Raw genomic sequence first — 23,608 nt, forward strand, 5'->3', positions numbered from 1 at the left:
TTATATCCAGATGTTGTCTATTAGTCTAGTTTTGCCAACAAAGGCGGCTACTAAGATTATTGTATTGCCTTTTTCTACCTTTGAAATTTCATTTAAATTTCTATCCGTAACCGCCACGTAATCAACTTTTAAAGGCTCTAGCACCTCAAGCATATTTGCCTTGATCTCGCTTGCCTCTTCTTCGCCGTTTTGGATCAAATTTAGCGCTTTATTTAGCGATCTTGAAAGCCTTAGCGCGTTGCACTTATCTTCGTCGCAGATATAGATGTTTCTGCTTGAAAGCGCAAGTCCGTCCGGCTCTCTAACGATATCGCAAGCCACTAGCTCGATGTTTAAGAAAAATGTCTTTATCATATTTTGCACGATGATGAGCTGCTGGGTGTCTTTTTTGCCCATATAGACGCTATTTGCACGAGTTAGGCGAAATAACTTATTTAGCACTCTTAAGACGCCATCAAAGTGACCAGGCCTAGTTTTGCCCTCTAAGATGGTCGAAAGCTTCTTTGGAGCGGCGATGAGCGGCTCATCTTCAAAGTAAAGCTCTTTTTCGTCTGGTATAAAGATAGCACTAACGCCGTTTTGCTCGCAAATTTGGATGTCGCTTTGCTCTTTTCTTGGGTATTTGTCTAGATCTTCACCTGGTAAAAATTGAGTTGGATTTACAAAAGTTGAGACGATGCTTACCTCATTTTCGCTCACACATTTTTTAATGAGACTAACGTGTCCGTTGTGAAGTGCGCCCATTGTCGGCACAAAACCGATCTTGCCACTTGCATTTTGGACAAAATTTTCAAGCTCGTTTATAGTTCTTATGATCTGCATATTTGACTCTTTTTATCTAAATTTTAACTTGGTATTGTAACAAAAAAGGATTAAAAGGGCGTAAATTTAAAAATGTAAGCAACTTTTGGCTAAAATCGGCAAAAATTTATGGAGAAAAACTTGGATAGTTACGAATACAACGAGCTTTTAAAGAAGCTACAAACAAAAGTTGAAAACATAGGCTCTATCGTAAAGCCTGACGAGATAAAGGCTAGGCTAAAAGAGATCGAAGCGACCGAACAAGACCCTAGTTTTTGGCAAGATATCGCTAAAGCTGGAGCGCTAAATAAAGAAAAGACAAAAATTTCAAACATGCTTGCTAAATTTAGCGACGCTCATCAAGCAGTTAGCGACGCAAAGGAGCTTTTTGAGCTAGCAAATTCTGAAAATGACGAGGAGACTATAAATTCTTTATTTGAAGATGCTAAAAATTTAGATGAAAAGATAGTAAATTTAGAAATTTCTATGCTTTTAAGCGGCGAGGATGACGGCAAAAACGCGATCGTATCGATACACCCTGGAGCTGGCGGCACTGAGAGTAATGACTGGGCGAGCATGCTTTATAGGATGTATCTTAGATTTTGCGAGCGTGAGGGATTTAAGGTTGAGACTTTAGACTTTCAAGAGGGCGAAGAGGCGGGGCTAAAGGATGTGAGCTTTATCGTAAAAGGCGAAAACGCTTATGGTTACTTCAAGGCAGAAAATGGCATCCACAGGCTCGTTCGCACAAGCCCATTTGATAGCGCAGGACGCCGTCACACAAGCTTTTCTAGCGTCATGGTAAGCCCTGAAGTAGATGATGATATCGAGATCGAGATCGAAGAGAAAGATCTAAAGATAGACACTTATAGAGCCAGTGGCGCAGGCGGTCAGCACGTAAATAAAACTGAATCAGCCATCCGCATCACGCACGTGCCAACTGGCATCGTCGTGCAGTGCCAAAATGACCGCAGTCAGCATAAAAACAGAGCCACAGCGATGAAAATGCTAAAGTCGCGCCTTTACGAGCTTGAGCTGATGAAACAGCAAGAGGCGAGTAATAGCGTCGAAAAGAGCGAGATCGGCTGGGGGCATCAGATAAGATCATATGTGCTTTTCCCATATCAGCAGGTAAAGGACAACCGCAGTGGCGAGGCATTTTCGCAAACTGATGCGATACTTGATGGTGATATCAAAAAAATGATAGAGGGCGTTTTGATCGCTCAAAAGGCTGAGGGGTAGTAAATTTTAAAGAGATGAGAGCTAAAATTTCATCTCTTTTAGCTTCGTGCAGGCTTCTTCTTTGCCATGGTAGCAAGCCTCATCAAGATAAATTCTAGCTTTTTTATAGTCGTTTTTACCTAGGTAGATAAGTCCTAGATCGTAGCTGGCCTCGCCTGAGCCAAGACTTGTGGCTTTTTCGTAAAAATATATCGCTTTTTCTAAATTTTTATTGACCCCAAGGCCGTATTCGTAGATATATCCAGCGCTTCTAAGACCATCTATGTTGCCGTATCTGCCAGCTGTCTCAAACCAAAAAAGTGCCCTTAAGATATCTTTACTAAAGCCTTTGCCGTCACGAAAACAAACGCCAGTTTGCTGCATGGCTAGGACATTGCCATCTTTTGCGTAGTCGTAAAATCTCTTACAAGCCTTTGGGTAGTTGCCCTCGTTATATAGATAGATGGCGTCTGCTATCTGCTCGACTTCAGGATCAAGTGGTGGCTCGCTAAGACCTAAATTTTGCGAAATTTGCTCTGCTGAACAGCCCCAAAATAGCAAAATGCTAAATAGAAAAATGATAAATTTTTTCATATTTGTCCTTGAAAATTTAGGCGATTTTATCGAATTTTATCTTATAATGATCGCAAATTTAAGCAAAAAGGAACGATATGGATCATAACGCACTTTTGACACAGCTTGGCTACAACATAGATGAAACGACCACTGAGCATATGCGTAGAATTTTAAATAACACTGACGGCCTTTTGCCAAAGAGTGTGATCGAGCTAAACGATCATCTAAAGCCACACCTTTGCTTTGTAGCGATGAGCGGGAGTGAGGATAGGCTAAAGATAAAAAACGTTGCAACCGTCAAAGAGATAAAAGAGCGTGTTGATGAGATCATCAAAAGCTGGGCAAATAAATACAAAATGGATATCAAAAAGATAAACGAAACTACATACTACATAATGGGAAAAATTAAATGAAATATGACATTGTTATTATTGGATTTGGTAAGGCTGGCAAGACGCTAGCTGTAAAGGCTGCTGCGCTTGGCAAAAAGGTCGCGCTAATCGAGAGATCGCCGAAGATGTATGGAGGCACTTGCATAAACGTGGGTTGCATACCGACAAAACGTCTAATCACAGCTGCAAAAGAGGCAATATATGCAGATAATAGCGTTGAAAACGAGTATTACACGCTTAGCATCGAAAACAAAAATAAGCTAATCTCAGCTTTAAATTCTAAAAACTATGCGATGCTAAATGATAAAGAAAATATCGACGTGATCGATGGCGTTGGCTCGTTTAAAGATAAAAATAGCGTCCTAGTTACAACCTCAAACGGCGAGCAAAAAGTCGTTGAAGGCGAGTTTATCATAATAAACACTGGCTCAAAAGAGGCGTATGCGCCATTTGAGATAACAAACTCAAACGTCTTTTCAAGCAAAACCTTGCTCGATCTAAAAACTATGCCAAAGCATCTTGTCATCGTTGGCAGCGGATTTATCGGTATCGAGTTTGCATCGATGTTTGCAAATTTTGGCTCAAAAGTGACCATCGTTGGACGCTCACCACTTCTAAAAAACGAAGATGAAGACATAGCTAAAAGCGTAAAAGATGCGCTAAACGTGCAAGGCATCGAAATTTTAGAGGGCTGCGAGATAGAGAGCCTAAAAGATAATGCGCTAAATTTCAAACAAGATAATGAAGATAGGCTCATCAAGGCAGATGCGTTCTTAGTAGCGCTTGGCAGAGTAGCAAATTTAGATGACCTAAATTTAAAAGCAGCTGGTGTTGAGCTAAATGAAAAAGGCTTTATAAAGACAAATGAGCGCCTTCAAACAAATGTGCCAAACATCTACGCAGTGGGCGACGTGCGCGGCGGAGAGCTTTTTACCTACACTAGTTTGGATGATTTTAGGATAGTTTTCTCGCAAATTTTTGGCGACAAAAAACGCACCACACAAAACAGAAGTATCCATGCAAACGTGCTATTTACCGACACTCCGCTAGCAAGAGTTGGCGTAAATGCAAAAGAAGCTAGCAAGCTTGGGCTAAATTTCAAGGAGCTAAAACTTAGCATGGCAGCAGTGCCAGGAGCGAAGGTGCTAAACCACGATGTGGGCATGCTAAAAGCGATCGTTGAAGCTAGTAGTGGCGAAATTTTGGGGGCAAGCTTTCACTGCATCTACGCAAATGAGATCATAAATGAGATCGCGATCGCGATGAATTTAAAAGCAGATGCAAATTTCTTTAAAAACCAAATTTTCACTCATCCAAGCATCAGCGAAGCCCTAAATGACTTGTTTGGACAATACTAAAAGGATAAAAATGAAAAAATATCTACTACTTTTAACTGCTCTATTTTTTGCAGGTTGCTTAAACGTCATCGGCATCGGAGAGACGCCAAAGCAAGATGACTCATGGCAGCAGCCAAAGGACGAAAAGGTGGTGCAAAACAAAGAGCAAATTTCAAAAAATGCGATCGATCTTTTAACACCAAAGTGCGAGAGCGGCGATGCTGAAGCTTGCAACGATTTGGGTGTAAATTTTGAGCTTATGAAAGAGTATGACAATGCCTACGCAAACTACAAAAAAGCTTGCGATGCGAAGGTGCAGCTTGCTTGCTCAAACCTTGGCACGCTCTATGAAAACGGTCTTGGCGTAAAAAAAGATCCAAAAAAAGCGGTCGAAATTTACAAAGATAGCTGCAATAGTGGCGGTGTGCAAGCTTGCTATCATCTAGGCAACGCCTACCGCAAGGGTGAGATCGTAAAACAAGACTACTATCTAGCGATGGAAGCCTACACAAACGCTTGCAACGCTGGAGATCTCCCAAGCTGCGCAAATATCGGCGCGATGTATGAGCTAGGTCTTGGCATGAACAAGGACGAAAAGAGAGCTTATGGGATTTACAAAGTCGCTTGCTTTCGTGGCCTAAACAAGGCGTGCCCACAGATGAAAAGGCTTGGCGCAAAGCTTGGCATGTAAGTAGGAAAATAAGTGAAAAAAGTTTTAAATTTTGGACTTATCGTAGCTGCTAGCTTTATGTTAAGTGGCTGTTGGTCGTGGCAAAAGATGGTTAGCTTTGGCTTTTGGCAAAGTGATGAGGAGGCTAGGGCGGAGCGTCTTGAGCTCGAAAAAGAGAAGATGGTACAAAACTGCGAGAGCGGAAATAGCGTCGACTGCAACAACCTAGCTGTAAATTTTAGCAATGAAAAGGACTTTGTAAAGGCAAAAGGCTACTACGAAAAGGCTTGCAATGCTGGGCTTGCAACTGCTTGCTCAAATTTGGGTCAAATTTATGAGCAAGGGCTAGTTGATGAGCAAAAAGACATAGAAAAGGCTCTAAAGCTTTATAAACTAGCTTGCGATAGTGGCGATGGCGTTGGCTGCTACAACGAGGCAATGGGACTAAAATCTTACATCGAAAGCGAAAATTTAAAAACTCATAAGATAGATAGAACCAAGGCTGAGGCTAGAGTTTTAAAGCTTTTGGCAAAGAGCTGCGAGCTTGAGTATGCGCAGTCGTGCTTCTTGCTTGCAAAGCTAAGCGGCGATGAAACAAAGGCAGATGCACTTTACAAAAGAGCCTGCCAATTTGGCAAATGCGTGGATAAAAGATAATGCTAGTCGAAAAGTTGCTCTAAAAATTTGCGATAAATCAACAAAGGCTCTTTTTTTGAGCCTTTAAAAAATTGATCTTTTAATCGAGAAATTCTAAAAAGGCCTCTAAACGTGTACGAATCTGACCAACATCTTGTTTGGAGTAGTCAGTCTCAAGGCTCATATAGCTTGCGCCAGCTTCTTTGCTGGCTTCTTTTATCTTGTTTGTTTCTATTGCATAAGTGTGACAGCCGCTTAGAACGATGTCTATTACGCCATCTGCTTTATATTCTGTAATAAAATTTTTAATAACATCAGATCTCGCGTCGTTTTTGTACATCACAGAACAGGGTATCTTTAAGTAGCGTTTGGCGATATTTTCTATAAGATCACCTTGTGTGCTTATATTATTTTTAAGATTTTTAGTTCCTGTGCAGTTTTCAAAGGCTACAACATCTGCACCAAGTTCCTCTATTTGTTTTATTACCTTTTCATATACTCCACCACTTGGACATCCGGTAATGATAATGCGCTTTTTATGCTTTGCCTTAGACATATCTTTTTGTTTTAAAGCTTCTATGTATGAACAAAGCATTTTTATCTTTTCTTTTTTGTCATATATAAAATCACTTGCAAATAGCACTTGGTGCATCTCGCTACCACTAATAGGACTCGGATCGAGTTTGGCTAGATCCATAAGTTTATTTAGCACATCTCTTTCTTCATTAAAAATTTCTATTGTCTCTTTTAGCTTTTCGTCTGTTATTTTTGCATCAAGATGTTTTTCAAGATAATCTTTAAAATCCCTCATCTCATCTATCCAAAGCTCTAAACTACGTTTATTTGTCATGTTCGGAAGTTCTAAGACATGCACTTCTTTATGCTTTGCAAGAAGCTCATACATCTTCTTTTTGCCATCACAAGTAGTCTCTCCTATGATAATATCGCTAGCATTCATATATGGACATTTTTTGGTCACGGCATATCCGTAGCTTGCTTTTATAAGTGGACAAAGATTTCGTGGAAGTTCGGCGTGAGCAGCATTTATAGGACTTTCATCGTAGGCACAAAGACTGATTGGTACGGCACCAGCAGCATAAATCAGCTCTTTTGGAGAGTATGTACAAAATGTGCCAACTATGCTTTTGCCTTTAGCTTTTAAGTCTAGTAGTGCTAGAGAATTTCTCTTTTTTAGTTCAATGAAATCATATTTCATATTTTTTCCTTTTTGCTATTATTGCAGCACCAATAGCACCACAATATATAGCATTTTTATCAGTGTAAATTTCTGAGTATAGATGCGAGGATAGAAGTTCTTTAAAAAGAGAAACATTGCTAAGGCCACCACTTAGGAAGTAGAATTTATTTTCTAGTCTTTTTATAAGCGAAGCCACCTTGTGTGCCGATGACTCTACTATTGCATATGCTATTTCGCCTTGTTTAGCACCATTTGCGCTAAGCGATACTATCTCGCTTTCCGCAAATACCGTACAAGTTGAACTAATTTTTATATTTGGGTTTTTGCATGCTATTTTGTAAATTTCATTTAGGTCAAGTCCAAGTCTATTTGCACTAATCTCTAAAAATTTTCCTGTGCCAGCCGAGCATTTGTCGTTCATTATAAAATCAGTTGGTTTTCCATTTTCTATTTTAATGGCTTTTGTATCTTGTCCGCCGACATCTATAACTGTGCAGTCTGGTTTAAATAAATAATGAGCTCCAAGTCCGTGGCAAAGTATCTCGCTTGCACTAACATTTGCGTATTTTACACTTACCCTTCCATATCCAGTAGCAGCGATTAAGGCATCTTGATAGCCTTTTTGTTCTAAAATTTCTTTTATATCGCGTGCAATTTTTATGGCACTAAAACCACTTGGCAATAAAAATAGATCACAAAAAATATCTTGATTATCTAGTATTGCTACTTTTGTAGATGTTGAACCTATATCGATGCCGATAAAATACATAAATTTATGTCCATAAAAATGTGATTTCTGTAACTCAGAACTTGGGAGAAATATTATCCATTTGTAGCTTTTTATTAAATAAAATTTGAAGCTTCTTACTTCAATCCAAAAACTTTTATGTTAAAGGTTGTGTGGATCTTGTCGTTTTCGCCTTTCATGACGATAGGAAATTCGGCTTTTATGATGTTATCATAGCTGCTAAGCGCATCTAAAAAGTCATAAAATTTTTGTGGGGTTTTTAGTGAGCTAGTGACGTTTAGACGGTATCTAAAGAACTTCTCAGTTGCGTTATTCTCGCCTTCTTCTATCTTGCTAAGGCTCACTTCGCTAAAAAATTGTGATGCAAAATTTATAAATTTATCTTTATCAAAAGCTGTATCATAAGCCAAGATGATAGCGCCGTCCTTTTGTCTTGTCGCCTCAAGTGCTTTAAATTTAGCTTCAAATTCATTTTTTACCTTCGTGTATGATGAGGTTTGCGAGTAGTTTTGTCTTGAGAGGCTTTTAAATTCTTTTATATTTGGCACGATAAAGCCAAATATCATAATGAAGCAAACTATGATAAAAGCAAATATAAAAAGTAAAAGCTTTACTGGGTCGATTTTTTCTAAGCTCGTATCTTTTTTACTCATTATATCCCTCAGAATTATCAATCTTATTTGTGCTTATAAAGCCGTACCAGCCGTTTTTGCTCTGATAAAAGCTAGTGTTTGACGTGGTGAAAATCGACCTTAGCGGCGAGGCCAAGAGCTGGTTAAAGACATCCTTTGTTGGCGTTATACCGCGGATGATGAGCGAGTTTTTGTCCATAAAGACCTCTTCAAGCGTGATGCTATCAGGCACAAGGTCAAAGAGATTGTGCAAGCTTTGCTTTAGGATAGAATTTGACGTAAAGATGTCGTTTGCAGAGTCTATCTGCACGGCAAGTTTGGCTGAAATTTCATCCGTAGCGACTATCTTTTGGCTAAGCTCTTTTTGCTCGTTTGCTAGAAATTCTATATTTTTTTTAGTTGAGTAGTTTTTATAAACGATAAAGAAATTTGCCACCAAAAGCACCACAAAAACAAAGCCAATGAGGCTTAGCCAGAGCTTACTAAAGATAGATAGAAGCGGTCTTGGTTCTGGAGTGATGAAGCTAAATTTCATAGTGTTATCTCTTCTTGCATGATCTCATTCATGATGTGATTTGTGTTGATCGGATAGCTTGATGTCTCCACAAATAGCTCAGACTGCAGGTATTGTAAAAATGTCGCACTCGTCTTTGTGTTTTCAAAAACGATGATCTGCTCGATAAAATCGCCGCCGTAGATTGGATTTTCATAAAATTCTTTCATGGCCTTTGCAATGTAGTCAAACATCTTCATATCGCGCCCAAAGATCGCTACTGACTTCTCGACATTGGTCGAAGCTGGCATGTTTAGCTCGTAGTTTAGATCTTCAAATTCTTTTGGTTTATCATCGCTTAAAAAATCATCCAAACTCTTAAAATCATCAAGCACAGTTGCGCCATCTTCTTCTTTGACGATGAGGTTGTCGATATCTGTTATATCCTCTTCTTTTAGGCTTTCGATCTCTTCGTTGCCCTCTTCAGCGTCACTCATATTTAAAAACGTCGAGAGCTTCATCTGCTTATCTTTAAATATCGCAAGCGCAAAAGAGTGCGAGTGGATGTAGAGATATAGCGTGGTTTTTGGCGAAATTCCACGCTTTAAAAGCTCGTGAAAGAGCAGGGCAATAGGCGAGTAGATAAGATCGACGCTACCTTGTCCAAAGAGGTTTTTATATCTTCTTATAGCATTTAAATTTGCATATATGCTCCAGCTATCTTGCATCACAAGGCTGGTTAAATTTTGCGTGTTGATGTTAAATTTATTGTACTCGTCAAAGTTAGCAGTAGGCAGCGCACCTTGCGAGTCGTCGTTAAAAAAGAGCGAAACATAGACGCCAAAATAGGCCTTTTCTTGCTCTTCTATATATTTTAAAACTTTTTCATCGACATTTTCGATGCTTATGTCTGTAAATTTAGCATTTATGGTTTTTATAAGCTTGCCATTTCTAAAGACCTGACCGTAAAAAACGCACTCATTGTCCTCGATCACGGCGCTTAAAAAAAGGTTTGAAAAAAGCTTTTTGATGCTAAAAGACATAACTCTCCTAAATTTAGTGCATTATTTTTGATATGTTAGCTAAAAAGGGATTAAATAAGTTTAAAACAGCTCGTTTTTTAGTTTTGCAAACGCCTCTTTTATCTTCAGAGCTTCGCTTTTTAGCTCCTCATCAAGCAGTGCAGAATTTCTTAGGCTTTCAAAATCCTCTATCATCACATCACACATCATTTTGATGCGCTCATTATCAGCCTTACTGACACCATTTTGGCTCATTTTTTTGATGCGTTCAAGATACTCTTTGCCGTTTTTTATGTATGAGCTAAATTTTATAGCTGCCTTGCTTTGATTAAGCGTGGTGGTGGCCATTTTGTTGTAGGCATCAAGATCAAGAGCTTTTTGGCTTAAATTTATAGCCTTTTCATACTCTTTGCTCTCGTAGTAAAATTTCGCTTCAAGAGCGAGCTTATAGGAGTTGTCGCTGTAAAAAAAGAGCCCAAACAAAGCTACTATAAAAATGGCTATAAAGATAGAAATTTTATTTTTCATAAATTTCGTCCAAAATTTCTCTTATCTCATCGCTTATTTGCGGATTTTTGTGCGCATATTTTTTCCACCAAATTTTTAAATTTGACCTAAAGTCCTGTTTGTTTTGTAGCACGCTCTTGCCACCGTCGTTTTGCGAGGCTTGCCAAAGCTCGTTTTGTATCTTTTCTTTTGCCTCTTTTTGCTCTAAATTTGCCACGCTAAAAGGAGCTGAGAGACTAAAATTTATAGTTGAAAATGGCTTTGGAAGTATCATCTTGTCCCAGCTTTTAAACTCCCAAAACGAGTTTGCTTCGAAATTTAGAGCATAAATTTCGCAAGACGACTTTTGCGCGATCACCGCAGCTCCGTCTGCGACGCTGTGTCTTGGACCGCGTGGGCCATCTGGTGTGATGATGACGTCGTGGCCTTGCTTTATCTCTCTTAGGGCTTCTATGAGCGCCCTTGCGCCGCCTTTTGAGCTACTGCCTCTAATGGTGCCGATGCCAAAAAATTTGATTATTCTGGTGATTAGCTCGCCATCTTTGTGGTCGCTTATTATCACCTTGCCTTGTTTTCTGTTTTGACTGCTCCACCAGCGTCTGTAAGCAAAGCTCATAAAGCTAAGTCTGCCGTGCCAAAAGACGACAACGCAGCCATTTTGTGGCAAGAAATTTGGAGTGTAGCTCTTTTTGCAGGTTAGAAAAATGAGCCACATCAAAATGTAGATGAAAAAGACGCCAGCATTTAGGGCGACCTTTTCAAGGGTGTTTTTAAATTTGCAGCTCGCCATACAAAACCATTCGTTTTGGATTTGTGATCTTTACTTTTTGCGTAGTGCCAAGAAGCTCTTCGCTGCCATCAACTTGAACTAAAAAGTTGTTAAAACTTCGCCCAGCAACGCCGCCATTTGCCCTTAGCTCTTCAAAATATACATCAAAAATTTTATCTTTTTGCGCCGCCACGATCTCGTCTAAAATTTCGCTGTGGCGATTTTGCAGACGCGTGAGCCTTTCTGAGGCGGTTTTATCATCTATTTGATTTGTAAAAGTAGCTGCTTTTGTGAGCGGACGAGGCGAATACTTAAAGCTAAAAATTTGCTCAAACCTAACTTGCTCAAGCACGTCCATCGTATCTTCAAATTCATTGTCGCTCTCGCCTGGAAATGCGACGATGATATCAGTTGAGATGCTCACATCTGGGCACATTTTTCTAAGTCTTAGCGCGCGGTCTAAAAACCACTCTTTTGTGTATCCGCGCTTCATCTCACGCAAAACTTTGGTGTTTCCGCTTTGAAGTGGCATGTGCATAGATTTGCAAATTTTTGGGTTATTTGTGAAAATTTCAAGAAATTTATCATCCATGTGAAGCGGGTGCGGGCTTGTAAATCTTATCCTCTCAACGCCATCTATCTCGCTTATCTTTACTAGCAGGTCGCTAAAATCGATATTTTCTTGCACACCTGAAAATCTTTTGCCGTAGTTATTGACATTTTGCCCTAGTAAAAATATCTCTTTTGCACCGCTTTTTGCGGCCTTTTCTACCTCTTTTAGGATGAGGCTTGAGGGGATGGAGATTTCATCGCCTCTGGTGTGCGGGACGATGCAGTAGGTGCATTTTTTATCGCAGCCGATTGAGATGTTGATGTGGCTTTTGTATGGCGAGCCTCTAAATTCGCCAAATGCATATTCGCTCTCGTCGTGATTGATGTCGGTTGAAATAAATTTAGGCGTATTTACAGCCTTTGTGATCTTGCTAACATTTCTTGCGCCAAGGACAAAATCAACATAAGGTGCGCGCTTGAAAATTTCACTACCCAAATGGCTTGCAGTGCAGCCGCAAACGCCTATTTTAGCGCCTCTTTTTTTGGCTTTTTCAAAGGCTCCAACCTCGCTAAAGAGCTTATGAACTGGCTTTTCACGAACTGAGCAGGTATTTATAAGGATTAAATCAGCTTCTTCGATGTTTTGTGTTAAGGAGTAGTCTTCTTTTTGTGAGAGCTCGGCTATGATATGCTCGCTGTCACGAACATTCATAGCACAACCTAGAGTTTGGATGAAGAGTTTTTTACTCATTAAAGTATATGCACTTCATACATATAATCGCTATCATCAAGGCCGTATTTAACGGTTCTGTGATAAACGCTTAGCCCTTTTTCTTCAAAGTGCTCGACTAAGGCGATTAGTTGTTTGTGCGTGTTTTCTTTATCAAAATAGAAAATTTTCTGACCCTCTTTTTCGACAGCTGCCTCTATCTTTTCTAGTGAAATCGTTTTTGGTTTTGCGTCTAATTCGGCTCTTGCAAGTTTTAGCTCCATTTTTAATCCTTTCAAAATCTTAAATTTTAATCGGTCAATATACCCAAATCATCATAAAAAAAGGATTAAATAAAAGTTAATAACAAGCTTAATGTTATTAAAAGTATGGCTTATGTATAATTTCAAAACTTCACGAAAAATCCCCGAAATTTATCGTCACAATGGAGAAAAAATGGAAAGAATTTCAGATATCATCGAGTCAATTGCAAATGAGAAAAATTTAGAGATAGAAGATGTAAAAGAGCGCGTCATAAGAGCCTTGATAAACACTGCAAAAAGAGTTTATGGCGAAAATTATGAGTATGACGTGAGCATCGATGCTAATAAAAATTTAAAGCTTTATCAAAAAATTTCAATCGTAGCAAACGACGATGAGAGGCTTGCTGAAGACAATGAGCACTTTTTAAGCTTAAAAGAGGCTAAAAAGATAGATAGTGGCGTAGAGATCGGCGATGAGCTAACTTACGAACTAAGCCTTGATAACCTTGGCAGAACCGCAGCTCAAACGCTTCACAAAGAGCTTGAGTATCACATCCAGCGCCTAGTCGAAGAGAAAATTTTACAAAAATATAATGAGATGAGCGGTCACATGGTCTTTGGTCCAGTTGTCAGGGTCGATAACGATGAAAACACATTTATCGAGATAGACGAGCTTCGTGCCATCTTGCCACGTAAAAACCGCATAAAAGGCGAGAAATTTAAAGTTGGCGAAGTGGTAAAAGCGGTCATTAGAAAAGTTTTTACAGATAAAAATTTAGGCATAAAGGTTGAGCTTTCAAGGACTTCGCCTAAATTTCTTGAAGCACTGCTGACTTCAGAAGTACCAGAGATAAAAGATGGTGGCATCATCATCCAAGGAAGTGCAAGGATCCCTGGCGAAAGGGCTAAAGTAGCGCTCATCTCGACCACTCCAAACATCGATCCAGTCGGCGCAACTGTCGGCACAAAGGGCGTTAGGATAAATGCCGTAAGCAAAGAGCTTCACGGTGAGAGCATCGATGCGATCGAATACACCACCGAGCCAGCGATCTTGGTAGCTCGCGCTATGGCACCTGCGATCATCACATCTGTAAAGATCGAAGAAAACAAGGCGATCGTGACACTTGCGAGCGAGCAAAAGAGTAAGGCGATCGGCAAAAACGGCATAAATATCCGCCTTGCAAGCATGCTAACTGGCTATGAGATCGAGCTAAACGAGCTTGGTTCAAAAACTAGCAGCAGCGGCGAAAATGGCGAAATGGTCAAGGATCTAAAAGCACTCTTTGGTGATAACTAATGAAATTTCAAATAAGAAAAGCAACGAGAGCTGATATAGACGTGATCTGTGAGCTTGTAAGAGAGCTTGCTAGCTATGAAAAGATGAGTGATCAAGTCACTTTTACAAATGAAATTTTTACAGACTCCATCTTTAATAAAAATCACGCAAAAGCCCTTATATGCGAGAGTGAGGGCAGGGCGATAGGATATGCTATCTATTTTTACACATTTTCTACATTTTTAGGGCTTGGCGGGATCTATCTTGAGGACATTTATGTCAAAAAAGAGTTTAGAAATCAAGGCATCGGCAAGGCTTTTTTTAAATTTCTAGCTCAAATTTGCAAGGATGAAAATTTAAAAAGGCTTGAGTGGTGCTGTCTAAACTGGAATGAGCCAAGTATCAAATTTTATGAAAGCATGGGCGCTAAAAATCAATCTCTTGAGTGGAGAACCTACCGCTTAGACGGCGAAAATTTAGAAAATTTATTAAATTTATAGCTTATTTTTAAAGTATGGTAGTTGGCTAAAAGCTCAAATTTGCTTTGAAATTTGAGCTTGCTGGTGATTAAAATTTATATGTATATCCCATATAAAGACCGACGTTTGTCTCTTTAATATCAACTAAATTAAATTTATTGATCTTACCGTAGTCGGTTCTATCAGCTTTTAGACCAAACTCAACCGCATTATTTTCGTTGATAGAGTATTCGGCACCAACTCTTGCACCTAGTATCCAGCCAGTTGCGTTGCCTTTTTCAGAGCCATCATGTGTGTCAAACACATCCATTTTAAGTTTTGAAAAACCAGTGTAGCCACCAAGAACTAGTTTAAGATCTTTTGCTACGCTTGGAGTGTAGTCAGCTCCAACTATAAATTTATGTGTTTTCCATTTTATTATTGTGCCATCTTCGTCACCAAGTGACTTTTTGGCTTGAAAGTCATATATGTAAGCACCATAAACTCTAGCTACGTCAAAGTCATAACCAGCTTTTATGCCAAGACCGGGTTGTGCTTTTTTAGCTTTTGATTTGCCATTGTCACTTTTTGCTGTTAAATTTGAATTAAAAGAATAATCTCCTTCAAATCCCACAAACGCTCCTTGCGCTAAAGCAGCGGCACTAGCTAGGCTTAAGCCTAAAGCAACCTTTAAAACTACATTTTTCATTTTTACTCCTTATTTAAAAAATGTTACACAGCTATTTTAAATTTTCTTATATTAAATAAAGTTTAAATATTCAATGAAATTAATAAAAAACATAAAATAATTCAATTGTTTTCTTATCAGAATAAAATTTATAAAATCACTCAAAAAGAAGGAGTGTAAAGTGGGTAAGATGACAAAACGTGATATGGCTTATCATTTAGATGTTGATGTCGCAACGCTTTACAACTGGCGAAAACACAAGCCCAACCTTTATCGTATCGTGATGCTTGGATTTAAATTTGACGAGCTTATCGAGCAGAGCAAGAAGACTTGCAACGAGCTTTGCGAATATGAAAATTTAATCAATCAAGACATAGAAAAATTTAGTAAATAATCGTAATCTCTCTTATAATTGCAAGTGCTTGAAATTTAAAATTTCTAAGATATTTTTGGCTAGATATTTTAAGTGAAAAAATTTGAGCTCAAAGCAAGCGCTTCAAGCTCAGTTAAATTTACTCGTTTAGGATAGAGAGAAGCTCTTTATTGTCTTTTGTTTTTAGCATTTTTGCGTATAAGAATTTAAGCGCTTCGACATCGTCCATTGTCGCGATCGCAGAGCGGATAGCCCAAATTTTTTGAAGCTCGTCAGGTTTTTGAAGTAGCTCTTCTTTTCTGGTGCCAGATTTTAGCACGTTGATAGCTGGGTAAATTCTGCGGTCTGAGATGTTGCGGTCAAGCACGATTTCGCTGTTTCCAGTTCCTTTAAACTCTTCAAATATCACTTCATCCATACGTGAGCCAGTGTCGATAAGTGCTGTTGCTATGATGGTTAGTGAGCCGCCGTGCTCTATGTTTCTAGCTGCACCAAAGAAGCGTTTTGGTTTGTGAAGTGCGTTTGCGTCCACGCCGCCTGTTAGCACCTTGCCGCTTGGCGGGGTCACTGTGTTGTAGGCGCGTGCTAGACGGGTTATGCTATCAAGCAAGATGATGACGTCTTTGCCCATTTCAACTAGACGTTTTGCCTTTTCGATGACTAGCTCTGCTACGCGTACGTGGTTAAGCGCTGGCAGGTCAAATGTCGAGCTAAATACCTCGCCTTTTACGCAGCGCTGCATATCTGTAACTTCTTCTGGTCTTTCATCTACAAGAAGCACCATGAGCTGGGCTTCTGGGTGGTTTTTAGCGATGCCGTGAGCTAGCTCTTTCATAAGCTCAGTTTTACCACTTCTTGGAGGTGCGACGATGAGGCCACGCTGACCCTTGCCAATAGGCGTGAAAAGGTCGAGCACACGGCCTGTTAGCTTCATCGGGTCATACTCTAAATTTAGCTTTTCAGTTGGGAAAAGTGGGGTTAGGTTGTCAAAGAGTGGCCTCTCTTTTGCGTCTGCTAGAGGCATATAATTTACCGCTTCGATCTTTAAAAGGGCGTAGTATTTTTCTTGATCTTTTGGCTCTCTTACTTGGCCAGTGATGATGTCGCCCACACGAAGTGCAAATTTACGGATCTGCGAGTTTGAAACATAAGCATCGTTTGAGCTGTCGCTTAAATTTGCATCAACGGCCCTTAAAAAGCCGTAGCCCTCGTTTGTGATCTCTAAAATTCCAGTAAATAGTATAAAGCCGCCTTGTTTTGTCTGGGTTTTTAGTATCTCAAATATCAAATCCTGCCTGCGAAATTCGCGTGGATTTTCGACGCCAACGCCATTTGCGATCTGCACTAGTTCGTCTAAGCTAAGCGTTCTTAGCTCTTCGATCTTGTGTCCGTCGACTGGTACGTGGGTTCTTGATGCTTGATGTTTTTTTGTAGTTTTTGCGCTTTGAGCAGCACTTTGCTCGGTTTGGTTGTTGTTTTCCATTTTTCCTCTTTAAATGCGGGGATAAGATTGCAGAATTCTGGGCTTCAAAAGTTTTTTGAAAGTTTTGGCATTTTATAAAAATAAAACTTTGTTGTCAAGAAATACCACAACCAAAGTCGCTAAAATAGGCAAATTTGCAGGCAAAATGACCTGCAAATTTAAATTTAGTGTTCGCTCTTTAGCCCAGCGCCGCACATCGAGATGATGCTTCTGCCCTCTATCTTGTGTGATTTTGCGTAGCTTGCGTATGCCGCGTAGATGGCTGCTGTGGTGTGCTCGACGTAAAAGCCGCGGCTTGCTAGGAAATTTCTAGCTGGCTCAATATCCTCTTCTTTTATCGTGATCACCTCGCGCTCGCCTGCGTACCTGCTAGCTAATATCTCAGCGCCACGAGCAGGTTTTGCTATCGCTATGCCTTCAGCCAAAGTTGGCTCTGGCTTGATCGCAAGTGGCTCACTTGTTGCCCTTAAAAATGGCGCGCACTTCTCACTTTGAACGATGAAAATTTTAGGTAGTTTTTTGATCACTCCAGCCTCATATAGCTCATTTAGCGCTATCTCACAGCCAATTAGCAAGGTGCCGTTGCCAACTGGCAAAAAGAGATTTTCAGGTACAAAGCCAAGCTGCTCGTAAATTTCATATATATATGTTTTAGTGCCTTGGTAAAAAAGCGGGTTAAACACGTGGTTTGCGTAAAATATGCCCTCATCTTTTGCCCTTTTTCTGCAAGCATCTGCCGTTTCATCGCGTGTGCCGTCAAAGACAACCGCCTTTGCGCCGTAGTACTCAAGCATCTTTATCTTTTTCTCGCTCGTGCCTTTTGGGACGTAAATTTCACACTCTATGCCAGCTCTAGCAGCGTATGCAGCGACCGAGTTTCCAGCGTTTCCGCTGCTATCTTGCAAGATCTTTTTGATGCCATGAGTTTTGCAAAACCAAATAAGCATAACAGCACCTCTATCCTTAAAAGAGAGCGTTGGCATCGCGTAGTCCATTTTGAGGTAGAGCGAGTCATCAAATTTCACGCTCTTTGTTAGCCCTTCGCCAAGGCTTATGTCGCGCCAGAGCTCGTTTTTGATAGGGAAAAACTCGCGGTATCTAAAGAGGCTAAACTCGCACTGATCGATCAAATTTAGATCAAATTTGGCCGCTTTAAACTCCAGATCATATAGCCCACCGCACTCGCACGCAAATATAGGCGTCTCAAAATCTGTGCTCTTGCCGCACTTTGAGCAGATAAATTTAGGCATTTTTGCTCCTTTTAAATTTTTCTATCAAGTATCGCTGTAGCTTCGATCTCTAGCAGGCAGCCAAAGTGAAGTTTGTTTGTCGGCACTACGACGCGAGCTGGCTTGTGATCGCCAAAAAATAGCGCATACTCGTCGTCTATCTCGTCCCAAAAGTCGATATCTGGCGTATAGATGCGGCACATCAAGATGTCGTTTCTTGTCGCATTTGCCAGTTTTAGCACGTTATCAAGGTTTTTTAAAGCCTGCCTTGTTTGCGCCTTTAGCCCCTCTGGAATTTGCCTGGTCTCTGGGTTCATACTAAGCTGTCCTGAGATGTAGAGGATGCCGTTGTGCTCGGTTGCTAAAGAGTAGTGAGCCTTTTTCTTTTTTGAAATTTCGGTCTCATAAATTTTCATATTTTCTCCTTAAAAATTTAAAAAATTATAGATAAAAAATTATTATTACCACTTAAATTTCATAAATTTTCATAAAAAATTATATTTTTCTTATCGAAAATTTAAAAATATTTTGGCTAAACTTAAACAAAAACAAAAGGCGCCTTATGCATCCTATATTAAAGGCATTTATCCCAACGGCAAATCTCATACAAAAAAGCTCGCCATTTGCTTGCGAAGTCGTCCTGCACGATCTCTCTCACCCGCAGCGCTCAGTCGTATATGTAACTGGCGACGTTACTGGCAGAAAGGTCGGACAAAGCTTTGACCACCTTGTAAGTGAGGTCTTAAATAGCAAGAATTTCAAAGACGACTATGTGGCGAACTACTTTTTTACCAAGGATGAAAAGCTAGTGAAGTCTTCAACTGCCTTTATCAGAGACGAGCACGGCGAGATCATCGGAGCGATATGCGTAAATGTCGATGCTAGCGTGGCAAAGAGCCTTTTTGAAATGGCTGGGAATTTCTTAAAAACGAGCGAAAATGAGCCAAAAAGCGAGCAAAACGACGATGTGATGCAGATCGTCTTAAATTTGATCGACAAGATCATCGCCAAAAACGAGGGCAAAAAGCTCAAAAAGGAGCAAAAGCTAGAACTCGTGGGCTTTATGAACGAAAAGGGCATTTTTAACATAAAGGGCGCTATCGAGGTCGTGGCAGCCAAGCTAAACGTCTCAAAGATCACGATATATGGCTATTTAGACCAGCTTAAAAAGAAGCGCCCGTGAAGTGTAGGTGCGCTCACTGCAAGCAAAGCTTTGATGAAAGCGCGATGATAGAGGCTAAAGGCGGGCTTAAGTTTTGTTGCGTTGGCTGCAAAGGCGTCTATGAAATTTTAAATGAAAGTGGCCTTGGCGAGTTTTATGAGCGACTTGGCAAAAACACGCTAAATCCTGCAAGTAGCGGCGTAAATGTCAAAAATTTAGCGGCAAATTTTAGCGAGCTAGTGACAAAAGAGGGCGAGTTTTCTAAAATTTCGCTTCTAATTGACGGCATCACCTGCTCAGCGTGCATCTGGCTGCTTGAAAAGGCGCTTTTTAGCCTACCTGGTATCTTGGAGGTAAATATCAACTCGCTTAGCCAAAAGGCAGTCATCATTTACGACGAACAAGAGCTTTTGGTGGAGCAAATAATAGAGAAAATTTACGCCGTTGGCTACACTCCAAAGGCCTACGCAGCGAGCCAAAAAGAGGACGAGCTAGTCAAAAAAAGGCGAAATTTCTACGCAAAAGCGCTTGTTGGCGTCTTTGCCACGATGAATATCATGTGGCTGGCGATCGCGCAGTATGGCGGCTACTTTAGCGGCATCAGAAGCGACGTGAAGGACCTGCTAAGCTTCGCGCAGTTTGTGCTGGCAACGCCTGTGCTTTTTTACACTGGCAGCGAGTTTTTCAAGGGGGCGAAGATCGCCATTAAAAACGCCTCGCCAAATATGGACTTGCTCGTTATCACGGGGGCTAGTATAACCTATATCTACTCGATATTTGCGATGCTTACAAGAAGTGGCGAGAGCTATTTTGACTCGGTTGCGATGATCATAACCTTTGTTTTTATCGGTAAATTTTTAGAAATTTTAGGCAAGAAAAAGGCGCTTGAGACCTCAAATTTCTTAAGCGATATGCTGCTTGCAAAGGTGTGCGTTTTAGAGGATGGCAAGGACATTTTAAAAGAGCCAAAAGATGTAAATTTAGGCGAAAAGATCGTGCTTAGATCAGGCGAGAGGGCGCTACTTGATGGGGTGGTGCTTAGTGGTGAGGCAAGCATCGATAGCTCAAGCTTAACAGGTGAGACTTTGCCACTTTTGCTAAGCTCTGGGGGCGAGGTAAAAAGTGGTGTTGTCTGTCTAAACGGGCAGATCGTCTATGAGGCAAGGCAAATTTTTAAAAACTCATATCTTAATAAGCTTATAAATTTGCTCCAAAACGCAGAGCTAAAAAAGCCAAATATCGAGCTAGCAGTCAATAAAATCGCCTCGAAATTCTCTCTTGGCGTGCTAACTCTGGCATTTTTTACATTTTGGTTTTGGTACTTTAAATTTAGCTTTTCAGAAGCGGTAGTGACAGCTGTTAGCGTCATCGTGATCGCTTGCCCTTGTGCGCTTGCCCTTGCCACGCCAGTTAGCAGCGTTTGCGCCCTTGGGGTTGCCTTTAAAAACAAGGTGCTTTTTAAGGAGGCTAAATTTTTTGAAAGCCTTGCAAAGTGCGACGTGGCAGTATTTGACAAGACTGGAACGCTTACAAAGGCTAAATTTGAAGTTGGCGAGTTTTTTATAAAAGAGGACGTGAGTATTGATAAAATTTACTCGCTTTGCCTCATCTCAAACCACCAAATAAGCGTGGCAGTGGCTGAGTTTTTAAAGCAAAAAGGCGCAAAAAAAGTTGAGCTTGAAAATGCAAATTTAAGCGTGGCAAAGGGAGTTAGCGCTGATATTTTGAGTGAGCGTTTTGTCGCTGGAAGCAGGCGCTTTTTGGCTGAAAATGGAGTGAAATTTGAAGAGAGCGAAGAAAATGTGAGCTTTTTTGTGGGCAAGCATGGCGAGCTGGTGGCTAAATTTTACCTAAAAGATAGCGTAAAGCCCGAGGCAAAGGCTTTGATGGACGAACTAAAGAGTGCTGGCATGAAGGTGTGCATCCTAAGTGGCGACGTGCAAAATGTGGTAAAAAACGTGGCAGATGAGCTTGGCGTGAGCGAGTTTGGAGCAGGGATGCTGCCTGATGAAAAGGCTAAATTTATAGCTGGTCTTAAGCAGCAGGGCAAAAAGGTGCTGATGGTTGGAGACGGCATAAACGACGCAGCCGCGCTTAGCCTTGCTCACGTGGCTATTTGCATGGGAAGTGGTGCTGCAGTGAGCTTAGAGAAAAGCGACGTGGTGCTACTTGATGATAGCTTGCAAAGCCTTGCAAAAGCGGTGAAAATTTCAAAATTTACTTATAAAACGATAAAGCAAAATTTACTTTTTTGCCTGCTTTATAACGTCCTTAGCCTGCCATTTGCCGTGTGTGGCTACGTCATGCCGCTATTTGCCGCGCTTTTCATGTCGGCAAGCTCGCTAAGCGTCATACTAAACTCGCTTTTTATAGTTAGAAAATTTAAGGACAAATAGTGGATACAACGACTCTTGCGATGCTTGTTTTTATCTCGGTTTTGATGGGGGCGGCCCTGCTTTTTGGCGTGCTTTGGGGGATAAAAAATAGGCAGTTTGAAGACTACCGCAAATTTTTAGACGGAGCAAATTTAGACGACGAAGACGCGCTAAATGAAGCTTATGCGCTTGAACTTCGCAAAAAAGAGGCTCTAAAAAAGAGGCTAGAAGCTAGCAAAAAGGAGCAGGCTAACTCTCAATAGTTGGCTCGCCAAAAAGCCTATTGGCCTCTTTTAGTATCCTTTGCTCTTTTTGTTTTTGTATCTCTTCTGGTGTTTTTGGCTCAGTATTTAGCATCGAAGCAAAGTCATTTTTTAGACTTTTGGGTTCACTTTTTATCTCGGTCTTTGAGTCGTTTGTGCTTTCAGGTTTATTGGCATTTAGCTTTGAAATTTCTGTGTCAAGCTCGTCAAGTTCGCTTCTTGCACTATCTTTTGGAAGTGGCTCCTTATGTGTTTGCACTTGTGTTTTTGATTCGTCATTTTTTGCATTTACTATTTTTGCATTTTGTCCAAAAAGCGTACGCAATATCTCATTTAGTATTTTCCAGTTTTTCTTAAAATATTCGAGATTTTCATCTTTTGCTTTTACTATTAGTCCAAGCTCGTTGTTGTTAAAAAAGCTAAAATCTACAAATTCTTTAAAAAACTCACCAAGATCATAGTTTCGGTCATAAATTTTTGTCAGAAATAGCTCGTATGGGCCTTGTTTTTTAGCAGGAATGATTTGCGGAGTTTGAGTGCTATTTTGTATAGTTTGGGTGGAAATTTCATCATTTTTTGAAATAACTGTTTCAATAGCATCATCGATGCTTTGTAAATTTAGCGCCTCTATCATCATAAAAAGCATTAGCATTAGTACAAAGCCATTATCACTGCTTAAATTTAGCATCCCTTTGGCCTTAGCCAGGATCCTGAAAAATCTCTCATAAACTAGAAGAGAAATTCTGGAGTCATTTTCTACAAATTTTTGTTTTAAATTTGCCAAAATTTCATCTATGATCATCTCTGGATCGTAGCTCTCAAGCTCAGTTGTTAGTACTCTAATGGCGTTTTTGTCGTGATTTAGTATGTGAGTTATTATATCTTCGATCTTATCTGGATCAAGAAGACCTAGCATAGATGCTACACCATTTGCCGTGACATTGTTTGCTCCGTAAATGATAGCTTGATCAAGCAGCGTTAGTGTGTCTCTTAGTGAGCCTCCACCACTTCTTGCTAATATCTCAAGTGCTTCTTTTTCGTAGCTAACGCCCTCTTTGCTGAGGATAAATTCTAAATGTTTTACGATGCTGTATTTGCTTATTTGCTTAAATCTAAAATGTTGCGTCCTTGAAAGTACGGTGGTTGGCAGTTTTAATGGATCGGTTGTTGCAAGGATAAATTTGACGTAGCTTGGCGGCTCTTCTAGTGTTTTTAAGAGTGCATTAAACGCCTCTTTTGTGAGCATATGCACCTCGTCAATGATAAAAATTTTATATCTAGCCATTGCTGGGGCATATTTTGTTTGCTCGATAAGCTCTCTTATGTCGTCGATCTTTCTGTGACTAGCTGCGTCCATCTCGATGATATCCATGTGGCGTGACTCATTTGCCATCACGCACTGCGGACACACCTCACACGGCCTTGAAGTAGGACCTTTTTCGCACACTAGTGCTTTTGAAAATATCCTAGCACTCGATGTTTTACCGCTTCCTCTAAGCCCTGAAAATAGATACGCATGACTGATGCGACCTTCGTCAAGTGCGTGTATTAGGCTTTTGCTAACTGCTTCTTGACCTATTAGTTCGTCAAAATTTTTAGGGCGATATTTTAAGGCTAGCGCTTGCAAGAGAACATCCTTTTTTGTTATTTAGTTATGGATTTTATAAAAAAAGGTATAAATTTATGATTATTTATCCTTTTCATATAGTTAAAATTTTCGATCTTTTAGATTACTTTTAGTTAAATTTTAGATAATTGGTAATTTAAAAAGGATG

General features: G+C 40.2%; 27 protein-coding genes. 11 read left to right on the plus strand and 16 right to left on the minus strand.

What is annotated here, in order from left to right:
- Positions 1-822: a pantoate--beta-alanine ligase gene (gene panC, locus CVS89_RS04735; protein WP_107847837.1), complete on the minus strand. Its 822-nt coding sequence runs from the start codon at positions 820-822 to the stop codon at positions 1-3.
- 120 nt (positions 823-942) lie between these two features.
- Here panC and prfB point away from each other — a divergent pair, with 120 nt between their 5' ends.
- Positions 943-2,043, plus strand: a complete 1,101-nt coding sequence (gene prfB, locus CVS89_RS04740; RefSeq protein ID WP_107847838.1) for a peptide chain release factor 2 — start codon at positions 943-945, stop codon at positions 2,041-2,043.
- A 21-nt stretch (positions 2,044-2,064) separates the two neighbouring features.
- On the opposite strand, the gene CVS89_RS04745 is transcribed toward prfB, so the two are convergent.
- Positions 2,065-2,616: a tetratricopeptide repeat protein gene (locus tag CVS89_RS04745; protein ID WP_107847839.1), complete on the minus strand. Its 552-nt coding sequence runs from the start codon at positions 2,614-2,616 to the stop codon at positions 2,065-2,067.
- Positions 2,617-2,693: 77 nt separating this feature from the next.
- Between CVS89_RS04745 and CVS89_RS04750 the strand changes: the two genes are divergently transcribed.
- From CVS89_RS04750 to CVS89_RS04765, 4 genes are read left to right on the plus strand one after another with little or no spacing between them, the layout of a single operon-like run.
- Positions 2,694-3,011, plus strand: coding sequence for a hypothetical protein (locus CVS89_RS04750; RefSeq protein WP_002941809.1), 318 nt, complete (start codon positions 2,694-2,696; stop codon positions 3,009-3,011).
- A complete protein-coding gene (locus CVS89_RS04755) occupies positions 3,008-4,348 on the plus strand; it encodes a dihydrolipoyl dehydrogenase family protein (RefSeq protein WP_107847840.1) in 1,341 nt (446 codons plus the stop codon). The genes CVS89_RS04750 and CVS89_RS04755 overlap by 4 nt, the downstream gene beginning before the upstream one ends.
- Before the next feature lie 10 nt (positions 4,349-4,358).
- Positions 4,359-5,018 carry a tetratricopeptide repeat protein gene (locus CVS89_RS04760; RefSeq protein WP_103617490.1) on the plus strand — a complete coding sequence of 220 codons (660 nt, stop codon included), beginning with the start codon at positions 4,359-4,361 and terminating at the stop codon, positions 5,016-5,018.
- A 12-nt stretch (positions 5,019-5,030) separates the two neighbouring features.
- Positions 5,031-5,654 carry a tetratricopeptide repeat protein gene (locus CVS89_RS04765; RefSeq protein ID WP_107847841.1) on the plus strand — a complete coding sequence of 208 codons (624 nt, stop codon included), beginning with the start codon at positions 5,031-5,033 and terminating at the stop codon, positions 5,652-5,654.
- Between the two features lie 79 nt (positions 5,655-5,733).
- On the opposite strand, the gene CVS89_RS04770 is transcribed toward CVS89_RS04765, so the two are convergent.
- The 9 genes from CVS89_RS04770 to CVS89_RS04810 form a co-directional block, all read right to left on the minus strand.
- Positions 5,734-6,849 (minus strand): double-cubane-cluster-containing anaerobic reductase, encoded by a 1,116-nt coding sequence (locus CVS89_RS04770; protein WP_107847842.1) that lies wholly within the window; start codon positions 6,847-6,849, stop codon positions 5,734-5,736.
- On the minus strand, positions 6,839-7,600 hold the full coding sequence (locus CVS89_RS04775) for an acyl-CoA dehydratase activase (RefSeq protein WP_107847843.1): 762 nt from the start codon (positions 7,598-7,600) through the stop codon (positions 6,839-6,841). Before CVS89_RS04775 ends, CVS89_RS04770 begins: the two co-directional genes overlap by 11 nt.
- Positions 7,601-7,695: 95 nt before the next feature.
- Positions 7,696-8,232 carry a hypothetical protein gene (locus CVS89_RS04780; RefSeq protein ID WP_107847844.1) on the minus strand — a complete coding sequence of 179 codons (537 nt, stop codon included), beginning with the start codon at positions 8,230-8,232 and terminating at the stop codon, positions 7,696-7,698.
- A complete protein-coding gene (locus CVS89_RS04785; RefSeq protein ID WP_107847845.1) occupies positions 8,225-8,746 on the minus strand; it encodes a hypothetical protein in 522 nt (173 codons plus the stop codon). Before CVS89_RS04785 ends, CVS89_RS04780 begins: the two co-directional genes overlap by 8 nt.
- Positions 8,743-9,747 carry a hypothetical protein gene (locus CVS89_RS04790; protein ID WP_107847846.1) on the minus strand — a complete coding sequence of 335 codons (1,005 nt, stop codon included), beginning with the start codon at positions 9,745-9,747 and terminating at the stop codon, positions 8,743-8,745. Before CVS89_RS04790 ends, CVS89_RS04785 begins: the two co-directional genes overlap by 4 nt.
- Before the next feature lie 60 nt (positions 9,748-9,807).
- A complete protein-coding gene (locus CVS89_RS04795) occupies positions 9,808-10,254 on the minus strand; it encodes a hypothetical protein (protein WP_107847847.1) in 447 nt (148 codons plus the stop codon).
- The gene (locus tag CVS89_RS04800; protein WP_107847848.1) at positions 10,244-11,023 is read right to left on the minus strand and encodes a lysophospholipid acyltransferase family protein; all 780 of its coding nucleotides are present in this window, start codon (positions 11,021-11,023) and stop codon (positions 10,244-10,246) included. The genes CVS89_RS04795 and CVS89_RS04800 overlap by 11 nt, the downstream gene beginning before the upstream one ends.
- Entirely contained in the window at positions 11,004-12,305 is a 1,302-nt protein-coding gene (gene miaB / locus CVS89_RS04805; RefSeq protein WP_107847849.1) for a tRNA (N6-isopentenyl adenosine(37)-C2)-methylthiotransferase MiaB, read from the minus strand. The genes CVS89_RS04800 and miaB overlap by 20 nt, the downstream gene beginning before the upstream one ends.
- Positions 12,305-12,547: an HP0268 family nuclease gene (locus CVS89_RS04810; protein WP_002941786.1), complete on the minus strand. Its 243-nt coding sequence runs from the start codon at positions 12,545-12,547 to the stop codon at positions 12,305-12,307. The genes miaB and CVS89_RS04810 overlap by 1 nt, the downstream gene beginning before the upstream one ends.
- Positions 12,548-12,719: 172 nt before the next feature.
- Between CVS89_RS04810 and nusA the strand changes: the two genes are divergently transcribed.
- Both nusA and CVS89_RS04820 read left to right on the plus strand, forming a co-directional pair.
- On the plus strand, positions 12,720-13,823 hold the full coding sequence (gene nusA, locus CVS89_RS04815; RefSeq protein WP_107847850.1) for a transcription termination factor NusA: 1,104 nt from the start codon (positions 12,720-12,722) through the stop codon (positions 13,821-13,823).
- The gene (locus CVS89_RS04820; RefSeq protein ID WP_107847851.1) at positions 13,823-14,302 is read left to right on the plus strand and encodes a GNAT family N-acetyltransferase; all 480 of its coding nucleotides are present in this window, start codon (positions 13,823-13,825) and stop codon (positions 14,300-14,302) included. Before nusA ends, CVS89_RS04820 begins: the two co-directional genes overlap by 1 nt.
- 67 nt (positions 14,303-14,369) lie before the next feature.
- Here the strand turns inward: CVS89_RS04820 and CVS89_RS04825 are convergent, their stop codons facing one another.
- A complete protein-coding gene (locus CVS89_RS04825) occupies positions 14,370-14,969 on the minus strand; it encodes an outer membrane protein (RefSeq protein WP_107847852.1) in 600 nt (199 codons plus the stop codon).
- Between the two features lie 160 nt (positions 14,970-15,129).
- On the opposite strand from CVS89_RS04825, the gene CVS89_RS04830 reads away from it, so the two are divergent.
- Positions 15,130-15,342 (plus strand): transcriptional regulator, encoded by a 213-nt coding sequence (locus CVS89_RS04830; RefSeq protein WP_103575997.1) that lies wholly within the window; start codon positions 15,130-15,132, stop codon positions 15,340-15,342.
- A gap of 118 nt (positions 15,343-15,460) precedes the next feature.
- Here CVS89_RS04830 and rho read toward each other — a convergent pair whose 3' ends face one another.
- The 3 genes from rho to CVS89_RS04845 all read right to left on the minus strand — a co-directional run bounded on the left by rho (position 15,461) and on the right by CVS89_RS04845 (position 18,449).
- On the minus strand, positions 15,461-16,804 hold the full coding sequence (gene rho, locus CVS89_RS04835) for a transcription termination factor Rho (protein WP_009294026.1): 1,344 nt from the start codon (positions 16,802-16,804) through the stop codon (positions 15,461-15,463).
- A gap of 164 nt (positions 16,805-16,968) precedes the next feature.
- Positions 16,969-18,054 (minus strand): pyridoxal-phosphate dependent enzyme, encoded by a 1,086-nt coding sequence (locus CVS89_RS04840; protein WP_107847853.1) that lies wholly within the window; start codon positions 18,052-18,054, stop codon positions 16,969-16,971.
- A gap of 11 nt (positions 18,055-18,065) precedes the next feature.
- Positions 18,066-18,449: a RidA family protein gene (locus CVS89_RS04845; protein WP_107847854.1), complete on the minus strand. Its 384-nt coding sequence runs from the start codon at positions 18,447-18,449 to the stop codon at positions 18,066-18,068.
- A 146-nt stretch (positions 18,450-18,595) separates the two neighbouring features.
- On the opposite strand from CVS89_RS04845, the gene CVS89_RS04850 reads away from it, so the two are divergent.
- From CVS89_RS04850 to ccoS, 3 genes are read left to right on the plus strand one after another with little or no spacing between them, the layout of a single operon-like run.
- Positions 18,596-19,216 (plus strand): helix-turn-helix transcriptional regulator, encoded by a 621-nt coding sequence (locus CVS89_RS04850; RefSeq protein WP_107847855.1) that lies wholly within the window; start codon positions 18,596-18,598, stop codon positions 19,214-19,216.
- On the plus strand, positions 19,213-21,591 hold the full coding sequence (locus CVS89_RS04855; protein WP_107847856.1) for a heavy metal translocating P-type ATPase: 2,379 nt from the start codon (positions 19,213-19,215) through the stop codon (positions 21,589-21,591). Before CVS89_RS04850 ends, CVS89_RS04855 begins: the two co-directional genes overlap by 4 nt.
- Positions 21,591-21,833, plus strand: a complete 243-nt coding sequence (gene ccoS / locus CVS89_RS04860; protein ID WP_103582012.1) for a cbb3-type cytochrome oxidase assembly protein CcoS — start codon at positions 21,591-21,593, stop codon at positions 21,831-21,833. Before CVS89_RS04855 ends, ccoS begins: the two co-directional genes overlap by 1 nt.
- Here ccoS and CVS89_RS04865 read toward each other — a convergent pair.
- Complete coding sequence (locus tag CVS89_RS04865; protein WP_107847857.1) at positions 21,820-23,460, minus strand: DNA polymerase III subunit gamma/tau; 1,641 nt, start codon at positions 23,458-23,460, stop codon at positions 21,820-21,822. The genes ccoS and CVS89_RS04865 overlap by 14 nt on opposite strands.
- Positions 23,461-23,608: the final 148 nt, after the last annotated feature.

Source organism: Campylobacter concisus (assembly GCF_003048615.2).
In the GTDB taxonomy this organism is placed as follows: Bacteria; Campylobacterota; Campylobacteria; order Campylobacterales; family Campylobacteraceae; genus Campylobacter_A; species Campylobacter_A concisus_C.